The following is a 23,550-nucleotide window of genomic DNA, read 5'->3' on the forward strand; positions in this document are numbered from 1 at the left end:
CCCGTCACGACGCCTGGCAGACCGGGCACCAGAAGAGATTGCGCCCCTTCAGTAGGGCATGCGCGACGGCTGTGCCGCAGATGCGACAGGGCTCTCCGGCACGCCGGTAGACGTACGTCCTGGGACGGTCCTTGGCATACGCCGGGGCGCCGTGGTCATCCTCCGGCCGCACGACGTGCATCTTGCCCCGCCGCACCCCGACCTTCATCAGCGCGACGAGATCGGTCCACAGCTCTTCCCACTCGGCGCGCGACAATGAATTTCCGGGTCGCTCGGGGTTGATCGAATGTCGGAACAACAATTCGGCCCGATACACATTGCCGACGCCCGCGATGACTGCCTGATCCATCAGGAGTGTCCCGATAGGGGACTTGGATCCCGAGATGCGCTTCCACGCGCGCTCGGGGTCTGCATCCTTGCGGAGTGGGTCAGGTCCGAGTCGCGCCACGATGGCGGCTACCTGCGGCGGATGAAGGACCTCACAGGCCGTCGGACCGCGTAGATCGGTACCGAATTCGGCGCCGACCATCCGCATCCGCACCTGCCCTACCGGCGGCTCCATCGGAACCGCCGACTCCGTGAAAGCCCCGTACAGCCCTAGGTGAACATGCACCACGAACCCCGACTCGTAGTGGTGCCACAGGTGCTTTCCCCAGGCCTCGGACTTGACGAGAACGCGTCCGTCCACGAGGGCCGCATCGCCTGCGAATCTGCCCTGCGGGCTGAGCACCCGCACGGGCGCACCGGCAAATCTGCGTTGATGCAAGCGTGCTAGCCGGTGCAGCGTGTGCCCTTCAGGCACGTTGGATCAGGATTCCGGTACTGCCGGCGCCACGCCGGTCTTCTCGTATTCCGACAGGATGTCGATCCTGCGCTGGTGGCGCTCCTCGCCCGACCACTGTGCAGCGAGAAAGGCGTCCACGATCGCGAGAGACTCCTTCAGCGTGTGCATGCGCCCGCCGATGCCGATCAACTGAGCGTTGTTGTGCTCTCGCGCGAGTTGTGCAGTTTCGGTACTCCACGCCAGTGCACACCGGGCGCCAGGTACCTTGTTGGCCGCGATCTGCTCACCATTGCCGCTGCCGCCCAGCACGATGCCGAGGCTGCCCTCGTCCGCGACGACGCGGCGGGCCGCCTCGATACAGAAAGCGGGGTAGTCGTCGACAGCGTCGTAGACATGAGCGCCGCAGTCGATGGCCTCGTGACCGGCAGCGGTGAGGTGTTGGATGATTTCGTTCTTACGTTCGAATCCGGCATGGTCAGCACCGAGGTATACGCGCATGACAACTGATTCTGTCAGGCCTTCTCAATCTTCGGGCCTCCGGGTGATGCGGTCCGCAGAGCCGTCAATTCACCTACGGACGGCGAAAGCAGGACCTCCAGACCCGACGCCGGGCATCAGTCGAACTGGGGACGCTCGGTTCGGGCGCGCTTGAGTTCGAAGAAGTACGGGTAGCCGGCGAGCGTCGTGGTCGCATCCCACAGCTTGCCCGCCTCTTCGCCACGCGGAGTCCGCGACAGCACCGGCCCGAAGAACGCGACGCCGTTGACGTGGATGGTGGGAGTTCCCACGTCGGGACCGACTGGGTCCATACCCGCAGCGTGACTCTCTCGCAGTGCCGCGTCGTAGTCCTCCGAGTCGGCGGCGGCGGCGAGCTCGGCGGGAAGCTTCACCTCGGCCAGTGATTTCACGACGACCTGGGTGAGATCCTTGTTTCCCTCGTTGTGGATGCGGGTGCCCATCGCCGTGTACAGAGGGAGCAGTATCTCGTCACCGTGCTTCTGCGCTGCGGCGACAAGCACCCGGACAGGGCCCCACGCCTTTCTCATCACCTCTTGGTAGTGCTCCGACAAGTCCTTGCCCTCGTTGAGCACCGCCTCGCTCATTACGTGGAAGCGAGGCTCGACGTCGCGCACCTCGGCAACTTCCAGAATCCAGCGCGCCGTGACCCAACACCATGGGCAGATCGGGTCGAACCAGAAGTCGGCGGTGTCCTTGACGGCCCCAGACTTCGCGTCAACATTCATGTGAACGCGCCTCCTCGGTGATATCAACGGTTCGTCCCGAGTCAACCACCTCCCGCCCGAACATGCTTTTCACACGATCCGCTCACGGGTCGAAGTGGTCGACCAGAAGAGAGCGCCCCTGCCATGACCTCCGCACGCACGTTCATCGTCGGAGGCAGCCTCACTGGCGCCAAGACCGAAGAGGCCTCGAGCGACAAGGATTTCGACGGTTCAATCATCCTCCTCACAGAGGAGGAACATCTCGCCCACGACTGGACGGCCTGCCGGAATATCCGGCGATCGCGTGGCGGGCTGCGACGCTACGCAACCGCACCCGCCACGGCCACCTGTTCGTGGAACCCTCTACCGAGCGGACATCAGTCGAACTGAGGACCCTCGGTTCGGGTGCGCTTGAGTTCGAAGAAGTGCGGATAGCTCGCCAGCGCAACCACGCCATCCCACACCTTGCCCGCGTCCTCGCCCCGAGGAATGCGCGACAGCACCGGCCCGAAGAAGGCCACACCATTGACGTGGATGGTCGGGGTTCCGACATCCGGTCCGACTGCGTCCATCCCAGCGGCGTGGCTCTCGCGCAGCGCGGCATCGTATTCGGTCGATTTGGCGGCCTCCGCCAGTTCCGCCTGAAGTCCGACCTCGGCGAGCGACTTCTGGACGACCTCCGTGAGATCCTTGTTTCCCTCGTTGTGGATCCGGGTGCCCATCGCCGTATACAGCGGTGCCAGCACCTCGTCGCCGTGCTTCTGCGCAGCCGCGATCAGCACGCGCACCGGCCCCCAGGCCTTCTCGAGCAGTTCGAGGTACTCCTCGGGCAGCTCCCGGCCCTCGTTCAGGACGGCAAGGCTCATCACGTGGAACTTCACCTCCAGGTCCCGCACCTGGGCGGCCTCGAGAATCCATCGTGACGTGATCCAGCACCACGGACACACCGGGTCGAACCAAAATTCGGCGATGTCCTTGTCGGTCCCAGCCCTCGTTCCCGCACTCACGTAAACGCTCCTTCTCGGCGATGTTAACGGTTCTTCTCGAGTCAACACCTCTCACCCGAAAATGCTTCCCACACGCACCCCGGTCACGGCAGTAGGGTCGAAGTGGTCGACCAGAAGGGAGCACCCCTGTCATGACATCCACTCGCACATTCATCGTCGTCGGCGGCGGTCTCGCTGGCGCGAAGACCGCAGAGGCCTTGCGCGACAAGGATTTCGACGGTTCAATCATTCTCCTTGCCGAGGAGGAGCACCTACCCTACGACCGGCCGCCCCTCTCCAAGGAGCACTTCGCCGGCAAGAAGTCGCTCAGCGACTTCACCGTCCACAACGGCGACTGGTATCGCGACCACCACGTAGATCTGCGGCTCGGCACCACCGCGACCGACCTGGATCTCTCCGCTCACACCGTCACGCTCCCGGACGGTTCGACGCTGGCATACGACAAACTCGCACTCGCCACGGGTTCGCGATCGCGACGACCGCCGATCGCCGGGTCCGATGCCGTGGGAGTCCACTATCTGCGCAGTGTCGACGAGTCCGATCGCCTGATCGAGGCCGTCGCAGACGGCGCACGGCTGGTGGTGATCGGTGCAGGCTGGATCGGCCTCGAGGTGGGGGCCTCCGCACGCCAGAAGGGCGCCGATGTGGCAGTGATAGAAGCCAGCGAACTTCCACTCACCAACTCCCTCGGACCCGAGATGGGCCGGGTATTCGCGGATCTGCACCGTGAGAACGGTGTTCGTCTGCATCTCGGCGCGAAGGTAGAAGAGATCACGGTCGAAGACGGCCGGGCGACCGGAGTGCGACTGGGCGATGGAACCGTCCTCCCCGCCGACGCAGTCCTCGTGGCTGTCGGAGCGGCCCCCAACATCGAGATCGCGGAGCGGGCAGGGCTCGATGTCGATGGCGGAGTCCTCGTCGACGAAGGACTGCAGACGAGCGACCCTGACGTCGTCGCGGTGGGCGACATCGCGGCACAACTGCACCCGCAACTCGGTACCCGGATCCGGGTCGAACATTGGGCTAACGCACTCAACCAACCGGCGGTGGGCGCAGCCACCATGCTGGGTGTCAAGGCCGAGTACGCGAGATTGCCGTACTTCTTCACCGATCAATTCGATCTCGGCATGGAGTACACAGGCTACGCACCGCGCGATGCGTATGAACGAGTAGTCGTGCGCGGCGACGTTTCCGGACGCGAGTTCCTCGCGTTCTGGCTGGACGCAAACAACAACGTCCTCGCTGGTATGAACGTCAACATCTGGGACGCCACCGATCAGATCAAGCAACTGGTGTCTTCGTCGACCGCGGTTGACCCCGACCGGCTTGCCGACTCGGCGGTGCCGCTGGCAGACCTGGCAAATTAACGTCTCTGCCCGACTCGTGATGGGATGGCAACATCGATTATCAGTGCGGTGACCGGGCCTGCCGGCGACCGCCACCGATCACGAGGAGATCTCTGTGGCCCCACCGAACTTGACCCGCGAACAAGCAGCCGAACGAGCCGAACTACTGACCGTCGACAACTACCTCATCGAACTCGACCTCACCGACGAGACAGGTCAGCCCGGAGCCGAAACGTTCTCTTCGCGAACCACCATCACATTCGGCGCCACACCCGGAGCGTCCAGTTTCGTCGATATCGTCGCAGCCCGAGTAGGTACGGTCACGCTCAACGGCAACCCCGTCGACGCCACGGACTACGACGAGTCCAAGGGCATCACGCTCACCGACCTCGCAGAGCTCAATGAGCTGGTGGTCGAGGCGGACTGCGAATACTCACACACAGGTGAGGGGCTCCACCGCTTCGTCGACCCCACTGACGGAGCGGTCTATCTGTACACGCAGTTCGAAACCGCAGATGCCAAGCGCATGTTCGCCTGTTTCGACCAGCCCGACCTGAAGGCGACCTTCGACGTGCACGTCACCGCCCCGGTCGACTGGAAGGTGATCTCGAACTCGGCGACTGTCGACACTGCTTCGGTCGAACCCGGCAGGCACGTCTTCAGCACCACCCCGAAGTTGAGCACCTACCTCGTCGCCCTCGTCGCGGGTCCGTACGCAGAGTGGACTGATACCTATTCCGACGAGCACGGCACCATTCCCCTCGGAATCTACTGCCGCGCATCCCTCGGTGAGCACATGGATGCCGAGCGTCTGTTCACCGAGACCAAGCAGGGCTTCGAGTTCTATCACCGCAACTTCGGCACCCCCTACGCGTTCGGGAAGTACGACCAACTGTTCGTCCCGGAGTTCAATGCGGGTGCGATGGAGAACGCCGGGGCAGTGACGTTCCTAGAGGACTACGTGTTCCGCTCCAAGGTCACGCGGGCGTCGTACGAACGCCGCGCCGAGACCGTGCTGCACGAGATGGCACACATGTGGTTCGGTGACCTCGTCACCATGCGCTGGTGGGACGACCTGTGGCTCAATGAGTCCTTCGCGACGTTCGCCTCCGTGCTCTGCCAGAGCGAGGCCACTGAATACACCGGTGCGTGGACCACGTTCGCCAACGTCGAGAAATCGTGGGCGTACCGGCAGGATCAGTTGCCGTCGACGCATCCCATCGCCGCCGACATTCCCGACCTCGAGGCAGTGGAGGTGAACTTCGATGGCATCACCTATGCCAAGGGCGCGTCCGTCCTCAAGCAACTCGTTGCGTATGTCGGGCTCGAGCCCTTCCTTTCCGGGCTTCGCGACTACTTCCGCACGCACGCTTTCGGCAACGCGACATTCGACGATCTACTCGGCGCACTGGAGAAGTCCTCCGGCCGCGATCTGTCGGACTGGGGTGCGCAGTGGCTCAAGACCACGGGCCTGAACATTCTGCGCCCCGACTTCGATGTGGACGCGGACGGAAGGTTCACCCGGTTCGCAATACTGCAGGACGGCGCCGCACCGGGTGCCGGGGAACGGCGGGTGCATCGCGTGGCGGTCGGCGTATACGAGGACCACGACGGCAAGCTCGTTCGCACGAAGCGGGTCGAGCTCGACCTCGACGCCGCCGAGAGCACCGATGTGGCCGAGCTCGTCGGGGTCGATCGCGGCCAGCTGATCCTCGTCAACGATGAAGACCTCACCTACTGCTCGGTGCGACTCGATCCCGAGTCGCTTGCCACTGCCATCGAGCGGATCGGTGACATCGCCGAATCCCTGCCGCGCACGCTGGTGTGGTCGGCAGCCTGGGAGATGACCCGTCAGGCGGAATTCAAGGCACGCGACTTCGTCGCACTCGTTCAGCGGGGTGTCGACGCGGAAACCGAGGTGGGTGTGGTCACGCGCCTGCTGATGCAGGCACACACCGCACTCGGCAGCTATGCCGATCCCGACTGGGCCAACGAACAAGGTTGGCCCGACTACGCGAACCGACTTCTCGAACTAGCCCGGGAGGCGGGCGCCGGATCGGACCATCAGTTGGCGTACGTGAACGCACTGACCGGTGCCCAGTTGTCCCCGTGGCACACCGAGGTACTGCAGGAATTGCTCGACGCCGCACCCGAGACGGTGGGGCTGCCAGGACTGGTCGTAGACACCGATCTGCGCTGGCGCATCGTCACCGCACTCGCCGGGGCTGGTGAGATCGACGCCGACGGGATGGAGACTCCGCTCATCGACGCCGAAGCCGAACGCGACCCGACCGCAGCCGGAGCGCGTCTGGCAGCCGCGGCGGCAACGATTCGGCCGCAGGCCGCGGTGAAGGAACGCGCCTGGAACCGTGTAATCGGCGACGATTCCCTGCCGAACATCACCGCGCGCTCGATCATCGGCGGCTTTTCCGGTCACGGGCAGTCCGAAATTCTCGAGCCGTATGTCGCTCGCTACTTCGCTGACATCCCGGCGGTATGGGAACGGCGGTCCAGCGAGGTCGCTCAGACGGTGGTTGTCGGCCTGTACCCATCGTGGTCGATCAGCGACAAGTCCGTCGAAGCCGCAGACGAGTTCCTCGAAGGAGACCACCCACCGGCCCTGCACCGGCTCGTCCTCGAAGGCCGCGCGGGCATTGTGCGGGCGCTGGCTGCGCGGAAGTTCGACGTGAGCTGATCCGGCGCCGACCTCTGCCGGGCCCGTCCGGCAGAGGTCGGCTACAAATCGAACATCGGCCCGCGCCGGCAGATCACCCTGATCAGGTAGTGGCTACGGCGAGACGATCGCGTTGGTGATCACATTGAGGGCGCTGACCAGTCCGTCGATGAGCTCCCCTTCCCCGAAGGACGAGACAGCGGCCGACGTGCCGAGTTGAGCCACGCTGTCGGTGACACGGTCGGCCACGGCACGACCACTGCGGATCTCGACCGTTCGCTGGTTGGGTGAGACCGCGATCAGAACGGACCTGACCGCCTCAGGTGTCGTCGGAAATATTGCGTCTGCACCAGCTGCGGTGTCGTCACCGAGATCACCGATGAAGATGTTGAACCGCACCTTGGTCCTGCGGGTGCAGTCAGTCAACGCGACGTCGAGGCGAACGAGATCGTCCGTTGTGAACGGTAGGGCGTCGACGAACGGTTCGCCGATGCGGTGCACACCCGAAATGCGGCCACTCGTGGTCACAACGCTGCCGGCAGGCAGGCTTTCCTCGGATGTTACCGATGTGGAAATCAGGTCACCACTTACCACTTGCCGAGCCTCCAATCAGATTTGCCGAGTCCGCCGGGGCCGCATGGTGGCCGCCGTGATGACCGTGAGTGGTCACCTCGTCGACGGCGCTCCACAGCACCGGTGCGTGCGTCCATTCCTGCCCGAGGCGGAAGGGGCGCGGCACGGCACCCGGCGTTCTCTTACCGACGAACGACGTCGCCGCGAAGAATGCGGAGATCAACGCCGGAAGTCCTACAAATATCAGCACTGTCTCGAGAATGCTCACGAGGCAAACGGTAGCCCAGAATCATGCGAAGGAGAGCGTCAGGGCCGAAGTTCGAGCACAGAACCGGTGAGACGCTCAGGCGGCGCCTTCACCGAGGTACGGCATCCAGGACGGATGGAGGTCGCTGTTGGATGCGAGCAGGCGCCAGTGCGGCCCCGACGGCGGCACCAGGGCGGCCCGAAGCGTCCACCCGAGTTCGCTGAGCAACTTGTCGGCCTTGCGGTGATTGCACGGCCCGCAGCACGCCACACAGTTCTCCCACGAATGCTCACCCCCGCGACTGCGCGGAACGACGTGGTCGACAGTTTCGGCCTTGGCGCCGCAGTACCCACATCGAAACCGGTCGCGGTGCATGAGGGCTGCGCGAGTCATCGGAATGCGTGCGCGGTACGGGACGCGAACGTAGTTTCGCAGGCGAATCACGGATGGAAGTTGAACCGACCAGTGCTCCGAGTGAACGAACGGGGCCTGGGGGTCCTCGTGGACGGTGTCGGCCTTTCCGCAGGTCATCAGGACCACGGCGCGTCGAGCGGAAAGGGCGGTGAGTGGTTCATAGGTGACATTGAGAAGAAGCACCCGCCGTTTGATCCAGAGCGGAACAGTGCCGGCGCCTTGGAAAGAAGGCCCTGCGCATTGCGCGGAGCCTTCAGTGATCACTTGTAAAGCAAACGCCCCTGAAGACCCGCCACTCCGGGTATCAGTGGGCACAAGTTGTCGGTGCGCTCGGGCGCTGTGTCGGTTCTTCATGTGACCTCCAGGACATTGCCACCTAGTTGACCACGAAAATCCTGCTCGTGCACGTCCATTTCGGACATAGATGCAGGACATTTAGTGAACGGACGGTGACAGGAACCGTTCAACCGCCCGCGTGCACAATGGAAGGCAACATGACTGATGTGCAGAAAACCTTCTACGAAGCAGTCGGCGGAGCTGAGACGTTCCGCAGGCTCACCGCGCGATTCTACGAAGAGGTCGCAAAGGACGACATCGTGCGCCCTCTGTACCCCGAGGAAGACCTGGGTCCGGCCGAGCGCCGGATGCGGATGTTCCTCGAGCAGTACTGGGGCGGACCGCACACCTACTCCGACGAGCGGGGCCATCCGCGGCTACGGATGCGCCACCAGCCATTCAAAATCGGCCCGCTCGAGCGTGATGCGTGGCTTCGGTGCATGCACACAGCCATCGCATCGATCGACTCCGACACCCTCGACGACGCCCATCGCCGCGCACTCACCGATTACATGGACATGGCCGCGGCGTCCCTGGTGAACTCGGCCTTCTGAGGCATCCCCCGCGGATCACCATCCGCTCAACTCGTGACGCAAGGCAACCTTTGGCACGATGGACGCTTGTGAGCACTACCGTCGAATCGTCCACCGACGACACACAGCCGGCACCCTGGTGGTCTGACGCGATCTTCTACCAGGTTTATCCCCGCTCGTTCGCCGACGCCAACGGCGACGGTGTCGGCGATCTGCAAGGGGTGCAGGACAAGCTGGGATACCTCGAGTTGCTCGGTGTCAGCGCGCTGTGGCTGAGCCCGGTGATGCGCTCACCGATGGCCGACCACGGCTACGACGTATCCGACCCTCGCGATATCGATCCACTGTTCGGGGACCTCGAAACCATGGATGCGCTGATCGACGCCGCGCACGACCGTCAGATCAAAGTGACGATGGACCTGGTACCCAACCACACCAGCGTCGAGCACGAGTGGTTCCAGGCCGCTCTGCGTTCGTCTCCGGGCAGTCCCGAACGCAATCGATACATCTTCCGCGACGGCCGCGGCGAGTCCGGCTCGGAGCCACCCAACAACTGGCCCAGCGTCTTCGGCGGTCCGGCCTGGACGCGGATCACCGAGCCCGACGGACAACCCGGCCAGTGGTACCTCCACATCTTCGCGAAAGAGCAGCCAGACCTGAACTGGGAAAACCAGGAGGTCGCCGACGACCTCACCAAGACCCTCCGGTTCTGGCTGGACCGGGGCGTCGACGGGTTCCGCATCGACGTCGCCCACGGGATGGCGAAGCCGGACGGACTGCCGGACCACGACTGGAAGTCCAACAAACTGCTGCAGAACACGGACGACGATCCCCGGTTCGACAACCCAGCAGTCCACGGCATCCATCGCGGCATCCGCAAGGTTCTCGACGAGTACCCGGGCACCATAGCCGTGGGTGAAATCTGGGTTCGCGACAACAAGCGTTTCGGCGACTACATCCGCCCCGACGAACTACATCTCGGCTTCAACTTCCGGCTCGCGGAGGCCGAGTTCTCGGCGGACGAAGTCCGGGCGGCAATCGAGAACTCACTCGACGCGGTCGACCAGGTTGGCGGTACAGCGACATGGACGCTGTCCAATCACGACGTCGATCGGGAAGTCACGCGCTACGGCGGCGGCGAGATCGGTACGGCCCGGGCACGGGCCATGACACTCGTCGAACTCGCGTTGCCCGGGGCCGTGTTCCTCTACAACGGCGCCGAGCTCGGTCTGCCGAATGTCGAACTACCCGATTCCGCGCTACAGGATCCGGTATGGGAGAGGTCCGGTCACACCGAACGCGGCCGCGATGGGTGCCGCGTGCCGATTCCCTGGGAAGGCACCGAACCCCCGTTCGGGTTCACCGCAGGCGAATCGACCTGGCTCCCGATGCCTGACGAGTGGGCAGCTCTCACGGCTGAGGTACAACTCGAGGACGTCGACTCGGTCCTCTCCCTCTACCGGGCCGCGCTCGAGTTGCGGTCGTTCCGCCCCGAGTTCTCCGGCCCGGGAATCGACTGGTACGGGAGCCCATCAGGCTGTTTCGCCTTCCGCAGGGACGGTGGACTGATCTGCGCCCTCAACGCCAGCGAAGAACCTATTCCGCTGCCTCCCGGTGAAGTACTGCTCAACAGCGCGCCACTCGTCGACGGTCAATTGCCTCCGAACGCCGCGGCGTGGCTGATCTGACCTGCACCCCGGTTGTCGTCTACCGCTTGACCGAAAGGGCGATCCCATCACCGCGGCGGCGATACGCCGACCCGAACCGGGCGTCCAACCTCAGCCACGACGCAGTGGCTCGCACCCGCACCGGTTCCACGGGGTCGATCCCCTCGAGTTCGACGTCTGCCGGCGTCCGATCCGAATCCGCGTCGGGGATGAACCCCATCGCAATGAGCGCGAACACGACCCGCATCGGGATGCCGGCCTTCTCATTCGCACCCTCCACATGCAGCACTTCCTGATCGAGTAGGGACGCTGGAGGTCCGTGGCTGCCGTGCTCCCGAGCCACTGCGGCGCCACGTTGCGCGAGGCCGACCAGGACCCGGGCCGGGACGTCATCGACGTGGACGTACCCCTCCGCCGGTGGGAGGGCACCTCGCCACGCCGAATCCATCGAGAATCCTGGATCGATGTCGCCGCCCGTAGCGGATTCGAGGCCTGCGAGCAGTTGATCGCCCGCGGCGGACGTGTCGTCCGGGGTTATCGTCCCGTCGACGGTGCGCACCACGAGTACGTCGAATCCGGTTGCCGCCCAGACGGTCAGCCGACCGGGGCCGCGCTGACGGAGCCGAACGACCGCCGATTCATCCAACCTGACGACCCGCCTCACGAACGTGGCGAGATCACCGCGCTCCCTCGGATCCGGGATCGACAGCACGCGCTCATGCACGCTGCCATCTCTTCAGGTAAGCGACTTCGCCATCGGTGAGCCGACGCAGGCGCTGGGTGTCGATGTCGAATGCCGCGATCTGTGTGGAAGCGGTGACAGATGCAGGAACCGAGACATCGACGCCTTTGGGGCGAACCTCGTACCGGATTGTGAAGTCGACGGCCCGAACCTTTTCCACCCACATCAGGACATCGAGCGGCGAATCGCTGTGCCGAAGCTGCCCGCGGTATCGCACATGCAGATCCGCCACGACCGCGCCGTCACGCAGGCTGACAGTGGGACGGTCGTCTTCGAACAGCCACGGGATCCGTGCCTCTTCCAGCAACGTCACCATTCGCCCATGGTTGATGTGCTGAAATACGTCCATGTCCGACCACCGGACCTCGACCTCCGCGTGGTAGCCCTCGCTCACCTCATACCTCCGATCGGGTGCCGACACCTCGCACCATGCTGCGTATCTGACGCGCCGCCACCGAGAGCGTCGCGAGGTCAAGGGTTCCAGACTCGAAGATTTCGGTCAGAGCTGACCTCGCTCTACCCAGCCGTGACGCGTTCGTCGATTCCCAGTCGTCGATCTTCTCTTGTGGCGTCTCCTGAGGTTCGCCACCTCGGAGCACTTCCATCGTGAGCTGACGGAGGGAACTGTAGAAGTCATCACGCAACGCGAGGCGAGCCAGCGAATGCCAGCGGTCACCCCGAGCGAGGTTCGACACGGCACTGAGCAGCCAGTCGATCCCGAGGTGCGCGTCGAGTTCGTAGTAGAGCTCGGCCACCTCCTCGATGTCACGCTCGGCGATGTCCGCAATATCGCTGATATCGAGCAGGCAGAAGAGGTCGAGCAGCCGGAATACCTCGAAGGCGATGTCCTCCGGCGCTCCACGGGCGATCAGCGGCCCGGCGCGTACCTCCAGATCCACAAGCTGATGCCCCTTCACCAGTTTGGGTACCTTCGGAGCGAGCGCGCGGAAGTTCGCCGAGTATCGGGAGATTTCGGCGCCGACCGCCAACGGCTGCGGGCGGTTGCCCAGGAACCAGCGTGACGCTCGGTCGAGAACCCGACTCGACTCGATGATCAGCGCATCCTCGATGTCCGCTGGCATTCTTGCCGCCCGGACCCTGCCCCAAACCGCAGGCAGATCGAAGATCTCGGTGACGGCGGCGTAGGCGCGGATCGCGTCGGTGCTGCTCGCCCCCGACTCGTCGGCCAGTCGGTATGCGTATGTGATGCCGCCGTTGTTGATGGTCTCGTTCGCCAGCATCGTGGCCACGATCTGCCTGCGCAGAGGGTGTGCCTTGATCGCCGCTGGGAAACGCTCACGCAGCACGGTCGGGAAGTACCGCGGAAGCCGTGGCGCGAACGTCTCGCTGTCGGGCAGATCCGTTGCGAGCAGATCCTCCTTGAGGTCGAGCTTCACGTGTGCGGTGAGTGTGGCGAGTTCCGGGGACGTCAATCCCTGCCCCGCCTGCCTTCGGCGGGTGAGGTCCTCGTCGGACGGCAGAGCCTCGAGTTTCCGGTCGAGTCCACGCTGCGACTCGAGGTGCTCGATCTGGCGTCGATTGACGTTGAGCCTCGTGGCAGCGAAGGCACGGCAGGCACCGAGGAGATTGTTCTGCGCAATATTGTTGGCAAGCACCAGGTCTGCGACCTCGTCGGTCATCGAGGCCAGCAGAGGATTACGTTCGTCCTCGCGCAGTTCGCCGCTGCTGACCACCGAGTCCAGCAAGATCTTGATGTTCACCTCGTGGTCGGAACAATCGACACCCGCCGAATTGTCGATGGCGTCGGTGTTGATCCGACCGCCGTTCTGGCTGTATTCGATCCGTCCGAGGGGGGTCACCCCTAGATTGCCGCCCTCGCCCACCACCTTGGCCCGCACGTCGATACCGTCCACACGTACGGAGTCGTTGCTCTTGTCGCCGGCCGCGGCGTTGGTCTCGGTGGACGCCTTGATGTAGGTACCGATCCCGCCGTTCCACAGCAGGTCCACCGGAGCTTTGAGGATTGCCCGGATGAGTTCCGGGGGCGAGAGTTCGGTGATGGTTGTATCGAGTCCGAGTGCTGCTGCCGCGGCAGAGCTGATCGGGACCGACTTGCGAGTCCGGTCCCAGACTCCCCCGCCCTCACTGATGAGGCTCGTGTCGTAGTCGGCCCACGAAGACCGCGGTAGGTCGAACAGCCGGGAGCGTTCCGCGAAGGATCTTTCGGCGTCCGGATCGGGGTCTAGGAAGATGTGCCGATGGTCGAATGCTGCGACCAGGCGAATATGCCTGCTCAGCAGCATTCCGTTGCCGAACACGTCGCCGCTCATGTCGCCGACCCCGACCACGGTGAAGTCCTGCGTCTGTGTATCCAGACTCATCTCACGGAAGTGCCGTTTGACGCTCTCCCAGGCACCGCGTGCGGTGATACCCATTTTCTTGTGGTCGTAGCCCGCCGACCCACCGGATGCGAAGGCGTCGCCCAGCCAGAAGTTGTATTGTTCGGCAACGGAATTGGCGAGGTCCGAAAATGTTGCGGTGCCCTTGTCCGCGGCGACGACGAGATAGCGGTCGTCGCCGTCACGGCGTACGACCCGATTGGGAGGTACCACCTCACCGGTGGTGTGATCGACGTTGTCGGTGAGGTCGAGCAGTCCCGAAATGAATGTCCGGTAGCAATCCTGACCCGCCCGAAGCGCCGATACCCTGTCCTTGGCCGGATCGCCCGACTCCGACGGCGGATTCTTGACGACGAACCCGCCCTTCGCTCCGACCGGGACGATGACGGCGTTCTTTACAGCCTGCGCCTTCGCCAGACCCAAGATCTCGGTGCGAAAATCTTCCCGCCGGGTGGACCAACGAAGGCCGCCCCGCGCGACTGACCCGAAGCGCAGGTGAACACCCTCGACCTCGGGCGAATAGACGAATATCTCATACCTGGGCCTGGGTTTCGGTAGCTCTTGGATCGCGATCGGATCGAGCTTGAACGAAAGATATTTGCGCCATTGCCCTGCCTCGTCGGTCACAAAGTAGTTGGTGCGAAGCGTGGATTTGACCAAGCCGAACAGGCCGCGCAGGATGCGATCGGCGTCCAAACTGACGACGGAATCGATGTACTCCCTCAGTCGATTCTCCAGCTCGACCACTCGATCGGACGATGGCCTCTCGGGGTCGAACATCGCCTCGAACAACTCGACCAGGGCCAGCGCCGAGCGCGGATCGGCAAGGGCGACGCCCTGGATGTGGAACTGGCTGTAGGGAAAGCCCGCTTGGCGCAGATACTTCGCATAGGCGCGCAGGATCGTAGCCTGACGCCAGTCGATTCCGGCTCGCAGAATCAACTCGTTGAAGCGATCTGCTTCAGCCTGTCCGAACCACACCGCGGCGAAGGCCTCGGTCACCCTCTGTTGCAGTCGCGGTGCCGCCGTCTCCCCTTCCGCAGCCAACTCGGCGTCCAGGTCCTCCCCCACCGACGACCGGAGCAGTTCCGTCGGTACCGAGAGCCCGAAATCGTATATCCAGCAGTTCATGCCGTCGGGTCGCGGAATCGAATAGGGGCGTTCGTCGAGGACTTCCAACCCCAGGCTCTGCAACACCGGAAGGACCTGACTGAGCGAGATTCCGTCGCCGGCCATGTACAGGGTCAGTCGCCAGTGCCCGACTCGCGCGTCCGGGTCGCGGTAGAGGAAGAGATCGATCGCTCCGGCGGTAAGTGCCTCCAAACGAGTCAGGTCGTCCAGTGCGCGCGACGCCTCGAAGTCCTCCTTGTAGCTTTCCGGGAAAACCTCCGCGTAACGTTGCGCCAGAACGGAATTTGCATCAGGCGTGACCTTCAGCAAGTCCCCCAGACGTTCGTCCCAGCTCCGGCTCACCTCCTCGAGCAGTCTCTGAACTCGTTCGCGGTCGGCGTCCGAGAGGTCGAGCTTCTCCCCTCCCTCGCCGACACCCTTTCGGATGGTGACGTGCAGCAATGCCAGATCGGACTCGGTAACGCGCGCAGTGTATTCCAACGCGCCGGGACCGAACTCCCGCAGCAGGATGTCTTGCATGGCCAATCTGACCCGTGTGGTGTAACGATCACGCGGCAGGTAGATCAGGCACGAGACGAAGCGACCGAGGAAGTCTTCCCTCAGGAACAGTCGGACCTGTCGTCGCAATCCGATGCTGTGTACCGCTGTGACCGTATCGAACAGTGTCTCAGCGCTACTCGAGAAGAGTTCCGTGCGCGGGAACGACTGGATCACCTCGAGCATGGCCTGCCCCGAGAACGAGTTCAGCTTGAATCCGGCACGGTCGATCACCGTGCGTACCCGACGCGCGATCACCGGAATGTCCAGAACGTTCTCATGGAAGGCAGTGACTGTGAACACACCGAGGAATCGGTGCTCACCGATGATGGCTCCCTCGTCGTCGAGGATGCTCACACCGACAAAGAACGGGTAGACCGCACGATGCACGGTGGCGGGGAACGAACCCTGGGTCAACACCAACAAGGGACGGTCTGGAATCTGGGCCGCCGGGGGGAGGCTCATCGGTCCTTCGGTGACGGAGTCGGAACGCAACAAGCCGAGTCCGCTGCCTGGTACGACGTGCAGGCGCCGTTCCCCTGAGCTGTCCGGCGCACCGAGCTCGAATCGTCGGTATCCCAATGCCGCGTAGTTGCCTTGAGACATCCATCGAAGAAGATCGGCGCAGTCCTCGAAGTCCTCTTTCGTCGTCCCGGGACGTGGTGCGGACCGCTCCAGCTCGTCGGCTAGGTCCCGTTCGAGTTTGCGCATCGTGTCGGTGTCGTGGACAACCTGACGCACGTCGTCGAGGATTGCGCCAACTTCCTCTTCGAGGGTGTCGAGCGCTGCCGGTTCGGTTCGCGGATCGAGTTGCACGTGGATCCACGACTCGGCAATACCGGCCGCGTCCGTACCCTCGACCTTGTCCTCCACCAGGATTCCGCGAAGCGACCCGTCCACCTCGCGGCGCACCGAAATAATGGGGTGGACGAATTCGCTGATACCGATCCCGAGCCGATTGAGCAGCGTGGTAACAGATTCCACGAGCAAGGGCATGTCGTCGGTGACTATCTGCACGGACGCACCGAGTTCATACCCATCACCCGGCCGGTAGACGCGGGTCACCGCCTGCCCCGCCGGACGTCGCAGCGCAAGTTCGAGATGGGCCCCGAGCACCGCTTCCGAGGTGCTGTTGAGTGCGCTCTGGCTGTCGCCCCGGTCGACGTGGCGGAAGTAGATCGCAGCGAGCGCCGGCACCTGAGACCTCAGTCCCTCGGGCAAATCCCGTGCCCATTGCGCATCACCCAGCGCTACCGAGTCCGACATCGATGCCCACCTTCCTCCTCGTCACGTTTCCGAGGGCGCCTCTTCACGAGAGTAGCCCCCGGAAACGGAACGAACAGTGGACATCGGGTGTCCGAACCGACTTTGTCAGCCGACGCAGACCGGCGTGAGGTATTGCTCGAGTCCCGCTCGTTCTGCATCCGACAGCGGGCGCGGGCGATTCTTCTTCACGTCGAACGCGACCATGACAGCGTCTCCCGTCCCACAGACGACGCCATCTCTGTTCGTGATGACGTGGTGAATCGTGTACGACGAGGTCCCGACGCGCAGTACTGTGACGTCCACCTTCAGCGGCCCGGCGTCGTCTGTCACGGGGCGGAGAAACTCCACATCCATCCTGCGCACCACCATGGCCCTGGCGCGTGCACCGGCGGCCTTCAGTTCCGACAACAGAAAGTGGACACGCGCTTCCTGCATGTACTCCACGAACCTGGTGTTGTTGACGTGCCCCAACCGGTCGGTGTCACCCCACCGGACCTGGATCTCGTAGGTAAACGTCTTTGCTTCCACAGGGTCTGATGCCACAGTCAGTCTCTCGTCAGCTTCCGATAGGTGACACGATGCGGACGCGCCGCGTCCGGCCCGAGACGCTCGACCTTGTTGGCCTCGTAGCCTTCGAAGTTGCCCTCGTACCAATACCAGGCAGCCTCGTTGTCACCGAAGCCACCCTCCCACGCGAGAATGTGGGTACACGTGCGGTCCAGGAACCAGCGGTCGTGGGAGATCACGACAGCACAGCCCGGGAACTGTTCGAGGGCGTTCTCGAGCGAGCCGAGTGTCTCGACGTCGAGGTCGTTGGTCGGCTCGTCGAGCAGGATCAGGTTGCCGCCCTGCTTGAGGGTCATCGCCAGGTTGAGTCGGTTGCGTTCACCACCGGAGAGCACGCCGGACGGCTTCTGCTGGTCTGCGCCCTTGAAGCCGAACGAGCTGATGTACGCGCGCGAAGGCATCTCGGTCTGTCCGACGATGATGTGGTCGAGACCGTCGGACACGACCTCCCACACCGACTTGTTCGGGTCGATGCCTGCACGGTTCTGGTCGACATAGCTCAGCTTCACGGTCTGGCCGATCTTGACCTCGCCGGCGTCGGGCTCCTCGAGGCCGACGATGGTCTTGAACAATGTCGTCTTTCCCACACCGTTGGGGCCGATGACACCGACGATGCCGTTACGCGGCAACGTGAACGACAGGTCCTTGATCAGAACCCGTCCGTCGAAACCCTTGTCCAGATTCGACACCTCGACGACGACGTCACCCAGGCGCGGCGGCGCCGGGATCTGGATTTCCTCGAAGTCGAGCTTGCGAGTCTTCTCTGCCTCGGCGGCCATCTCCTCGTACCGGTCGAGACGGGCCTTGTTCTTGGCCTGACGGGCTTTCGCACCCGACCGCACCCACGCGAGTTCTTCCTTGAGCCGCTTCTGCAGCTTCTGATCCTTCTTCCCCTGTACCTCCAGGCGAGCAGCCTTCTGTTCGAGGTAGGTCGAGTAGTTGCCCTCATACGGGTACAACCGTCCACGATCGACCTCGCAAATCCACTGCGCCACATGGTCGAGGAAGTATCGGTCGTGGGTGACGGCCAGGATCGCACCCGAATACGCGGCCAGGTGCTGCTCGAGCCACAGGACACTCTCGGCGTCCAAGTGGTTGGTGGGCTCGTCGAGCAGAAGAAGGTCGGGCTTGCTGAGAAGCAGCTTGCAGAGGGCCACGCGGCGCTTCTCACCACCGGACAGGTGCGTAACCATCTCTTCCGGCGGCGGACACCGCAGCGCATCCATCGCCTGCTCGAGCTGAGAGTCGATCTCCCACGCATCGGCATGGTCGAGCTTCTCCTGAAGCTCGCCCATCTCCTCCATCAATTCGTCGGAGTAGTCGGTTGCCATCAGCTCGGCGATCTCGTTGTACCGCTTGAGCTGAACCATCACGTCGCCCATACCCTCTTCGACGTTTTCACGAACCGTCTTGGTCTCGTCCAGCTGCGGCTCCTGCATGAGGATCCCGACGGACGCACCCGGAGCGAGGAATGCCTCACCATTTCCCGGCTGATCCAGCCCCGCCATGATCTTCAGGATGCTGGACTTACCTGCGCCGTTCGGTCCGACCACACCGATCTTGGCGCCAGGGTAGAAGCTCATTGTGACGTCATCGAGGATGACCTTGTCACCATGCGCCTTGCGCACCTTCTTCATCGTGTAAATGAACTCAGCCATGACGCCAGCCTAGTGGTGTGAGGCGTCGAACCCACATCGCGGAGGGTCGTCGACCGAACAGCTACTTCTCGGCGCGCACCTGCGCCGGAGACAGCAGGGAGAGGCCGACATCATCGGCGGTGCTATGCCACGAGTGGATCATTCACTGGTGTTTCCGTTTCCGTGACGGAGGTCTCTGCAGGACTGGTCCTTGCGAAGGCGGTATCGGCACCGTCGGAGTCGTTGGTGACGGCGTCAACGGGGGCCTTGCGGCGCTCCCGTTCTACGACGGCCGTGCACCGCGAAAGGTCGGGACCGACAGCGGTGGCACTCAGCTCGAGGCTGGATCGGGCGATACCGTCACGAGTCGTGTACTCGGTCGTGCGCAGTTCGCCTGTGACGATTACGGGATCGCCTTTCCCGATCGATTGGACGACGCCTGCCATCAACCGCCGGCGACAGGTCACTGTGAGATAGAGAGTGCTGCCATCGCGCCACTCGCCGGTCGTGGCATTGCGCCGCCGAACCGTACTCGCCATCCGAAAGCTCAGGAACTCCTCGCCCGCGGCGTTCGACCTGGCGATCGGACTGGTGATGACCGTTCCGACGACGGTGCCGTGTGTTTCGTACATCTGCAGATCCCCCTGTGCGTGTGGCCAGTTACCTTCTCCCACAGCGTGCCTTCCGCCACACAGCGCTGTGGTCATCGAACGGAATCTGTGGACAAGCCTATGGGGGTGTGCACAATTAGCTGCGAACATTCCGGAGACTCGAAAACGTGTCACCCGCAAGTGCTAACGGGTCACAGTCCCGCCTCACGATCGCGTCGCGCCAGTTCGGCGAACATCGCGTTGTGCGCAGCAAGTTCCGCCTCGTCGTCGCGATCGGCAGCCCGGTCGACGCGCCGGGCGGTGCGGCCATCGCTGCGGGACCACTGGATCAGCAGCGCCAGCATCACCAACATCAGCGGAATCTCACCCGTCGCCCACGCGATGCTGCCGCCGAGTTGCTGATTACTCAACAGGTCGGAGTTCCAGCCCAAGCCCAGCGAGCGGTAGAACGACTCCCCCATGACGGTGTTCATGCTCATGAGCGCGACGCCGAAGAAGGCGTGGAACGGCAGGGAGCCGAACACCATCGCGAGTTTCGCGACCGGCGCAAGCTTGCGTGGTGACGGATCCACGCCGATGGCGACCCAATAGAACAGGTAGCCACTCAGGAGGAAGTGGAGGTTCATCAGAATGTGCGCTGTGTGCGAATCCACGGTGGCACCGAAGATCCCACCGAGGTACAGCGCGTAGAAGCCGCCCACGAAGAGCGTCGCCGCAACCACGGGATGAGTGATGAAGCGGGAGAAGGGGCTGTGCAGAACCTTCAGAAGCCATTCACGTAGACCCGGCACTCCATTCTTGCCCGCCGGATCGAGCGCGCGCAATGCAAGCGTGATCGGCGCACCGAGGACCAGCAGCACCGGGGCCAGCATCGACAGGGCCATATGTGCCCCCATGTGAACGCTGAACACCGCTGGTGCGTAGCGGCCTACGCCGGACGACGTCGCGAAGAGCAGCACCGCGCATCCACACATCCACGCCACGGTCCTGCCGATTGGCCAGCTGTCGCCGCGGCGGCGGAGCTTGCGTATTCCGAGCACGTAGACGAGCGCGAGAACAATCGCCGCAGTGCCGTAGAGGAGATCGAATCGCCAGTCCAGCATCAGACGCGCAAACGTCGGCGGCCCGGACAGGTTGTAGCCGAGTTCGACCTCGGTAAGAGTGGGCACTGAAACAGGTGCTGGTGGAGGAGTGCGGCCGAGTCCGACGGCGAGACCGATCGTCGCGCCGAAGACCAAGGCTTCGACCCCCGCGAATCGGATCAGGTTGCCCCTGCTCGCCGGATCCTTCTGCAGCGCGGGCAGAGCCCGGCGCCGGTGCGCGAAACCCAATACGCCCAGGATGACCAGAGCCACAGCCTTTGCCACCACGAGGCGGCCATACGTGGTGTCGAGAAAGTCGCCGATCGGGACGCGAACAAGCGCGTTCACGACTCCGCTGATAGCCATGACAACGAAGCAGATTCCTGCGACCGTCGAAAACCTTCTTGCCGCGACGTCGGTGTACGCACCACCTCGCCGCGCATGAGCCAGGAGAGCGAACAGCCCACCGGCCCACAGCGAAGCCGCGACGAGGTGAAGGATCAAACTATTCGTCGCCATGTCGTGTGAACCGCCCGAAGACGAGTGTCCGGTCAACGCCAGCGGCATCAGACCGAGAATCGCGACCGCCAGCAGGATCGGCGTCCACCACCAGCGAAGTACCAGCCGCGCTGTGATCGCGACGACGATGGCGATGATTGCAGTCCAGCGCCACACGCTTGCGAGCTCGACCTGATCGAAAGATCTGAAGACGTTGCTCGGCTTGGCCGCCTCGAAGAATGGTTGCCCCGAGGTGTCCGACAAGGCCAGCGGGACCAGGACCAGAGAGGTCGCCGCCCATACGATCGCGGCGTGTGACGCCGTCCGGACCGCACGATAGCCATCCACGTCCAGGACCCCCGACTTCTGCGGGGGCAAGAAGAACGCCGCTAGCAACAGCGACCCGATCGTGATGACGGCAGCAACCTCCGCGACTGCTCGCATCGCAGGCAAGCCGTATGTGGTGATCGGGCCCGGGTCCGGAATCCCCAGCAGCACGAGCGCCTGCGCAGCGGAAAGACCGACCACCATGGCCGCGACCAGACCGGCGATGAGACCACCGACGACGAACAAAGCGGTCGAACCGGCGCGGCTCGGGGGCTGTGATTCCGGGTCGGACTTCGCGAGCAGGGGTGTAGCCATGCAACAAGAGTAGGACCTACGACAACCCGTCGGAGACGCGAGTCTTCTGTCCAGCCCCGTCTACCCGGTGTGGTTCCACTTCGTGGTTTAGTTGATGTTGGCGGTACTACTCCCGTCCGTGGCGGCCATCGGCTGATGACCGTCGATACGGCAGGTATTATGTGCTCCGCGCCTCCGTAGCTCAGGGGATAGAGCAAGAGCCTTCTAATCTCTTGGTCGCAGGTTCGAATCCTGCCGGGGGCACCAAAATCCCTGGTAGCGAAAGTTCCGGAATCAAGAATTCAAGGGAAGGCGACGTTGCGTTCAGAGCATTCGTCGCTTCACGACCCCAGCCTCAGGGCGAACGGACTCGCCTATGGCCGACGAGGCTTTCTCGCCTGGTGGACGAGAGCACCGGCAATCATGCCAGCCGCGAAACCAACGATCATGCACAAAGCCGTCGCGGTGCCCGCCCACGGAGCAGCCAGGACGAGACCGACAAGCAGACCCACTACTCCCGCAATCATGGATTCCCTACTGGCCAGGAATCCGCCAATCCTTTCTGCTCTACCACTCGTGGATGCTCTGCTACTCATGGCAACCTCTCGTCGCGGTTCCGAACTATTTCGCAGAAACTGAATAGTTGGATCAACTGCCTCCTCGGCATCCGCCATCGGGTCCTCCATGCGCCCGAAACGCAGTAGCCCACGCCGAAGCCGTTGCAGCAGATCTCCACATGCATAGTGCCCGTTGACTGTTCAGCAGCATGCAGCGAGTTGCTTTCGCCTCGCGCTACCAAATCCGGCGATCGCCGAAGTGGGTATCCCTGTGCTCTGAATCTACTTCTTCATGTTCGACGTTCCTCGCTGAAGAATCCAGATACAGTGGCCGATTGCCTCGGGCGACCAGTTCATTTGAAGCGGTTACAGTTTGAAATCTTCCTGACTCCTTCGGCCGCTCACACGACACTCGTCATACAGCGCACTTTCGGGGCTCGAATCCGACTCGTTCGGAAGAGTTCAACGTGTGCGTTGCGGATCAGTCGATCAGCACTTCCCAGGGCTCGGCTCCACGGCACCAGACGGCGCCAAGCGCCCCATCTCTCGAGCTCTCTGGGCGGGCCACCAAGTCACGGTTGCGTCAACCCGCGCCCTTCCACGATCGGTGACCCCGCAAGTCAACCCGTGGGTATCCGGTGGCACCATGTCCCAGACCTCACGACATCTCGAAAGGGAAACCTTGAAGACATCAGTTCGCGCTGCCGTAACCGCAGTGCTCGCCGCCCCTCTCGTCGCGGCAGTGTTCGCCGCGCCCGCGAACGCGGCACCCGAGGACGCTGCATTCTCGACTTTGGTCGAGGGCAACGAAATCACCATCAACGTGGTCAACAACACTCAGTTCAAGTTGGCATGCGCCTTTTCCGCAGCAGCTGCGTGCGACCGAGTATTCGATGACGAACAGGTGGGAACGGACGGGTGGGCCAATCTCGATACGGCTGCCCCGGAAGAGTCCGCCGCCGAAGAGCAGAGCGGCGGTTCGGGCAGCGCTTCCGGTAGCCCGGAGGACGGATCCGGCAGCTTGGGCTTCGGTAGCTGATTCCGACGCGCGAGGACCCCATCAGTGGGTGGGGTCCTCACCCAAGCTCGAGCCGCCCAACAGCAACAGGAACCGAAGACCCACCGTTTTTCGCGGCG

20 protein-coding genes and 1 tRNA gene are annotated in these 23,550 nt (G+C 63.4%); 7 read left to right on the forward strand and 14 right to left on the reverse strand.

The window, feature by feature from the left end:
* Positions 1-4: 4 nt before the first annotated feature.
* From AB0I57_RS17885 to AB0I57_RS17895, 3 genes are all read right to left on the reverse strand, one after another.
* Positions 5-802 (reverse strand): DNA-formamidopyrimidine glycosylase family protein, encoded by a 798-nt coding sequence (locus tag AB0I57_RS17885; RefSeq protein ID WP_358338095.1) that lies wholly within the window; start codon positions 800-802, stop codon positions 5-7.
* A 6-nt stretch (positions 803-808) separates the two neighbouring features.
* On the reverse strand, positions 809-1,282 hold the full coding sequence (locus tag AB0I57_RS17890; protein WP_358338098.1) for a ribose-5-phosphate isomerase: 474 nt from the start codon (positions 1,280-1,282) through the stop codon (positions 809-811).
* Between the two features lie 116 nt (positions 1,283-1,398).
* Positions 1,399-2,028, reverse strand: a complete 630-nt coding sequence (locus tag AB0I57_RS17895; protein ID WP_358338101.1) for a disulfide bond formation protein DsbA — start codon at positions 2,026-2,028, stop codon at positions 1,399-1,401.
* Positions 2,029-2,151: 123 nt separating this feature from the next.
* On the opposite strand from AB0I57_RS17895, the gene AB0I57_RS17900 reads away from it, so the two are divergent.
* Positions 2,152-2,397: a hypothetical protein gene (locus AB0I57_RS17900; protein WP_358338104.1), complete on the forward strand. Its 246-nt coding sequence runs from the start codon at positions 2,152-2,154 to the stop codon at positions 2,395-2,397.
* Here the strand turns inward: AB0I57_RS17900 and AB0I57_RS17905 are convergent.
* Positions 2,385-3,014: a DsbA family protein gene (locus AB0I57_RS17905; RefSeq protein WP_358338107.1), complete on the reverse strand. Its 630-nt coding sequence runs from the start codon at positions 3,012-3,014 to the stop codon at positions 2,385-2,387. The two genes, AB0I57_RS17900 and AB0I57_RS17905, sit on opposite strands and share 13 nt — an antisense overlap.
* A gap of 131 nt (positions 3,015-3,145) precedes the next feature.
* Here AB0I57_RS17905 and AB0I57_RS17910 point away from each other — a divergent pair, with 131 nt between their 5' ends.
* Both AB0I57_RS17910 and pepN read left to right on the forward strand, forming a co-directional pair.
* Positions 3,146-4,381 (forward strand): FAD-dependent oxidoreductase, encoded by a 1,236-nt coding sequence (locus AB0I57_RS17910; protein WP_358338110.1) that lies wholly within the window; start codon positions 3,146-3,148, stop codon positions 4,379-4,381.
* A gap of 94 nt (positions 4,382-4,475) precedes the next feature.
* Positions 4,476-7,055 carry an aminopeptidase N gene (gene pepN, locus AB0I57_RS17915; protein WP_358338111.1) on the forward strand — a complete coding sequence of 860 codons (2,580 nt, stop codon included), beginning with the start codon at positions 4,476-4,478 and terminating at the stop codon, positions 7,053-7,055.
* A 93-nt stretch (positions 7,056-7,148) separates the two neighbouring features.
* Here the strand turns inward: pepN and AB0I57_RS17920 are convergent, their stop codons facing one another.
* The 3 genes from AB0I57_RS17920 to AB0I57_RS17930 all read right to left on the reverse strand — a co-directional run bounded on the left by AB0I57_RS17920 (position 7,149) and on the right by AB0I57_RS17930 (position 8,622).
* The gene (locus AB0I57_RS17920; protein WP_358338114.1) at positions 7,149-7,628 is read right to left on the reverse strand and encodes a DUF5130 domain-containing protein; all 480 of its coding nucleotides are present in this window, start codon (positions 7,626-7,628) and stop codon (positions 7,149-7,151) included.
* Positions 7,615-7,875, reverse strand: a complete 261-nt coding sequence (locus tag AB0I57_RS17925) for a hypothetical protein (protein WP_358338117.1) — start codon at positions 7,873-7,875, stop codon at positions 7,615-7,617. Before AB0I57_RS17925 ends, AB0I57_RS17920 begins: the two co-directional genes overlap by 14 nt.
* Before the next feature lie 75 nt (positions 7,876-7,950).
* Positions 7,951-8,622 carry an HNH endonuclease gene (locus tag AB0I57_RS17930; protein WP_358338120.1) on the reverse strand — a complete coding sequence of 224 codons (672 nt, stop codon included), beginning with the start codon at positions 8,620-8,622 and terminating at the stop codon, positions 7,951-7,953.
* Between the two features lie 140 nt (positions 8,623-8,762).
* Between AB0I57_RS17930 and AB0I57_RS17935 the strand changes: the two genes are divergently transcribed.
* Both AB0I57_RS17935 and AB0I57_RS17940 read left to right on the forward strand, forming a co-directional pair.
* Positions 8,763-9,158, forward strand: coding sequence for a globin (locus tag AB0I57_RS17935; RefSeq protein WP_358338123.1), 396 nt, complete (start codon positions 8,763-8,765; stop codon positions 9,156-9,158).
* Positions 9,159-9,226: 68 nt separating this feature from the next.
* Positions 9,227-10,825, forward strand: coding sequence for a glycoside hydrolase family 13 protein (locus AB0I57_RS17940; protein ID WP_358338125.1), 1,599 nt, complete (start codon positions 9,227-9,229; stop codon positions 10,823-10,825).
* 19 nt (positions 10,826-10,844) lie between these two features.
* On the opposite strand, the gene AB0I57_RS17945 is transcribed toward AB0I57_RS17940, so the two are convergent.
* The 7 genes from AB0I57_RS17945 to AB0I57_RS17975 all read right to left on the reverse strand — a co-directional run bounded on the left by AB0I57_RS17945 (position 10,845) and on the right by AB0I57_RS17975 (position 21,877).
* On the reverse strand, positions 10,845-11,528 hold the full coding sequence (locus tag AB0I57_RS17945) for a hypothetical protein (RefSeq protein ID WP_358338127.1): 684 nt from the start codon (positions 11,526-11,528) through the stop codon (positions 10,845-10,847).
* Positions 11,521-11,940 (reverse strand): thioesterase family protein, encoded by a 420-nt coding sequence (locus AB0I57_RS17950; protein WP_358338130.1) that lies wholly within the window; start codon positions 11,938-11,940, stop codon positions 11,521-11,523. The genes AB0I57_RS17945 and AB0I57_RS17950 overlap by 8 nt, the downstream gene beginning before the upstream one ends.
* Before the next feature lies 1 nt (position 11,941).
* The gene (locus AB0I57_RS17955; RefSeq protein WP_358338133.1) at positions 11,942-16,840 is read right to left on the reverse strand and encodes an NAD-glutamate dehydrogenase; all 4,899 of its coding nucleotides are present in this window, start codon (positions 16,838-16,840) and stop codon (positions 11,942-11,944) included.
* Between the two features lie 105 nt (positions 16,841-16,945).
* The gene (locus AB0I57_RS17960; RefSeq protein WP_358338324.1) at positions 16,946-17,368 is read right to left on the reverse strand and encodes a thioesterase family protein; all 423 of its coding nucleotides are present in this window, start codon (positions 17,366-17,368) and stop codon (positions 16,946-16,948) included.
* Positions 17,369-17,385: 17 nt separating this feature from the next.
* Positions 17,386-19,065 carry an energy-dependent translational throttle protein EttA gene (gene ettA, locus AB0I57_RS17965; RefSeq protein ID WP_358338136.1) on the reverse strand — a complete coding sequence of 560 codons (1,680 nt, stop codon included), beginning with the start codon at positions 19,063-19,065 and terminating at the stop codon, positions 17,386-17,388.
* A 122-nt stretch (positions 19,066-19,187) separates the two neighbouring features.
* The gene (locus AB0I57_RS17970) at positions 19,188-19,751 is read right to left on the reverse strand and encodes a single-stranded DNA-binding protein (protein WP_358338139.1); all 564 of its coding nucleotides are present in this window, start codon (positions 19,749-19,751) and stop codon (positions 19,188-19,190) included.
* Between the two features lie 95 nt (positions 19,752-19,846).
* Positions 19,847-21,877 carry a cytochrome c oxidase assembly protein gene (locus tag AB0I57_RS17975; RefSeq protein ID WP_358338142.1) on the reverse strand — a complete coding sequence of 677 codons (2,031 nt, stop codon included), beginning with the start codon at positions 21,875-21,877 and terminating at the stop codon, positions 19,847-19,849.
* A gap of 170 nt (positions 21,878-22,047) precedes the next feature.
* On the opposite strand from AB0I57_RS17975, the gene AB0I57_RS17980 reads away from it, so the two are divergent.
* Positions 22,048-22,123 (forward strand) — tRNA-Arg (locus tag AB0I57_RS17980).
* A 972-nt stretch (positions 22,124-23,095) separates the two neighbouring features.
* Positions 23,096-23,452, forward strand: coding sequence for a hypothetical protein (locus tag AB0I57_RS17985; RefSeq protein ID WP_358338144.1), 357 nt, complete (start codon positions 23,096-23,098; stop codon positions 23,450-23,452).
* Positions 23,453-23,550: the final 98 nt, after the last annotated feature.

The organism is Rhodococcus sp. NPDC049939 (assembly GCF_040656415.1).
Taxonomy (GTDB): domain Bacteria; phylum Actinomycetota; class Actinomycetes; order Mycobacteriales; family Mycobacteriaceae; genus Rhodococcus_F.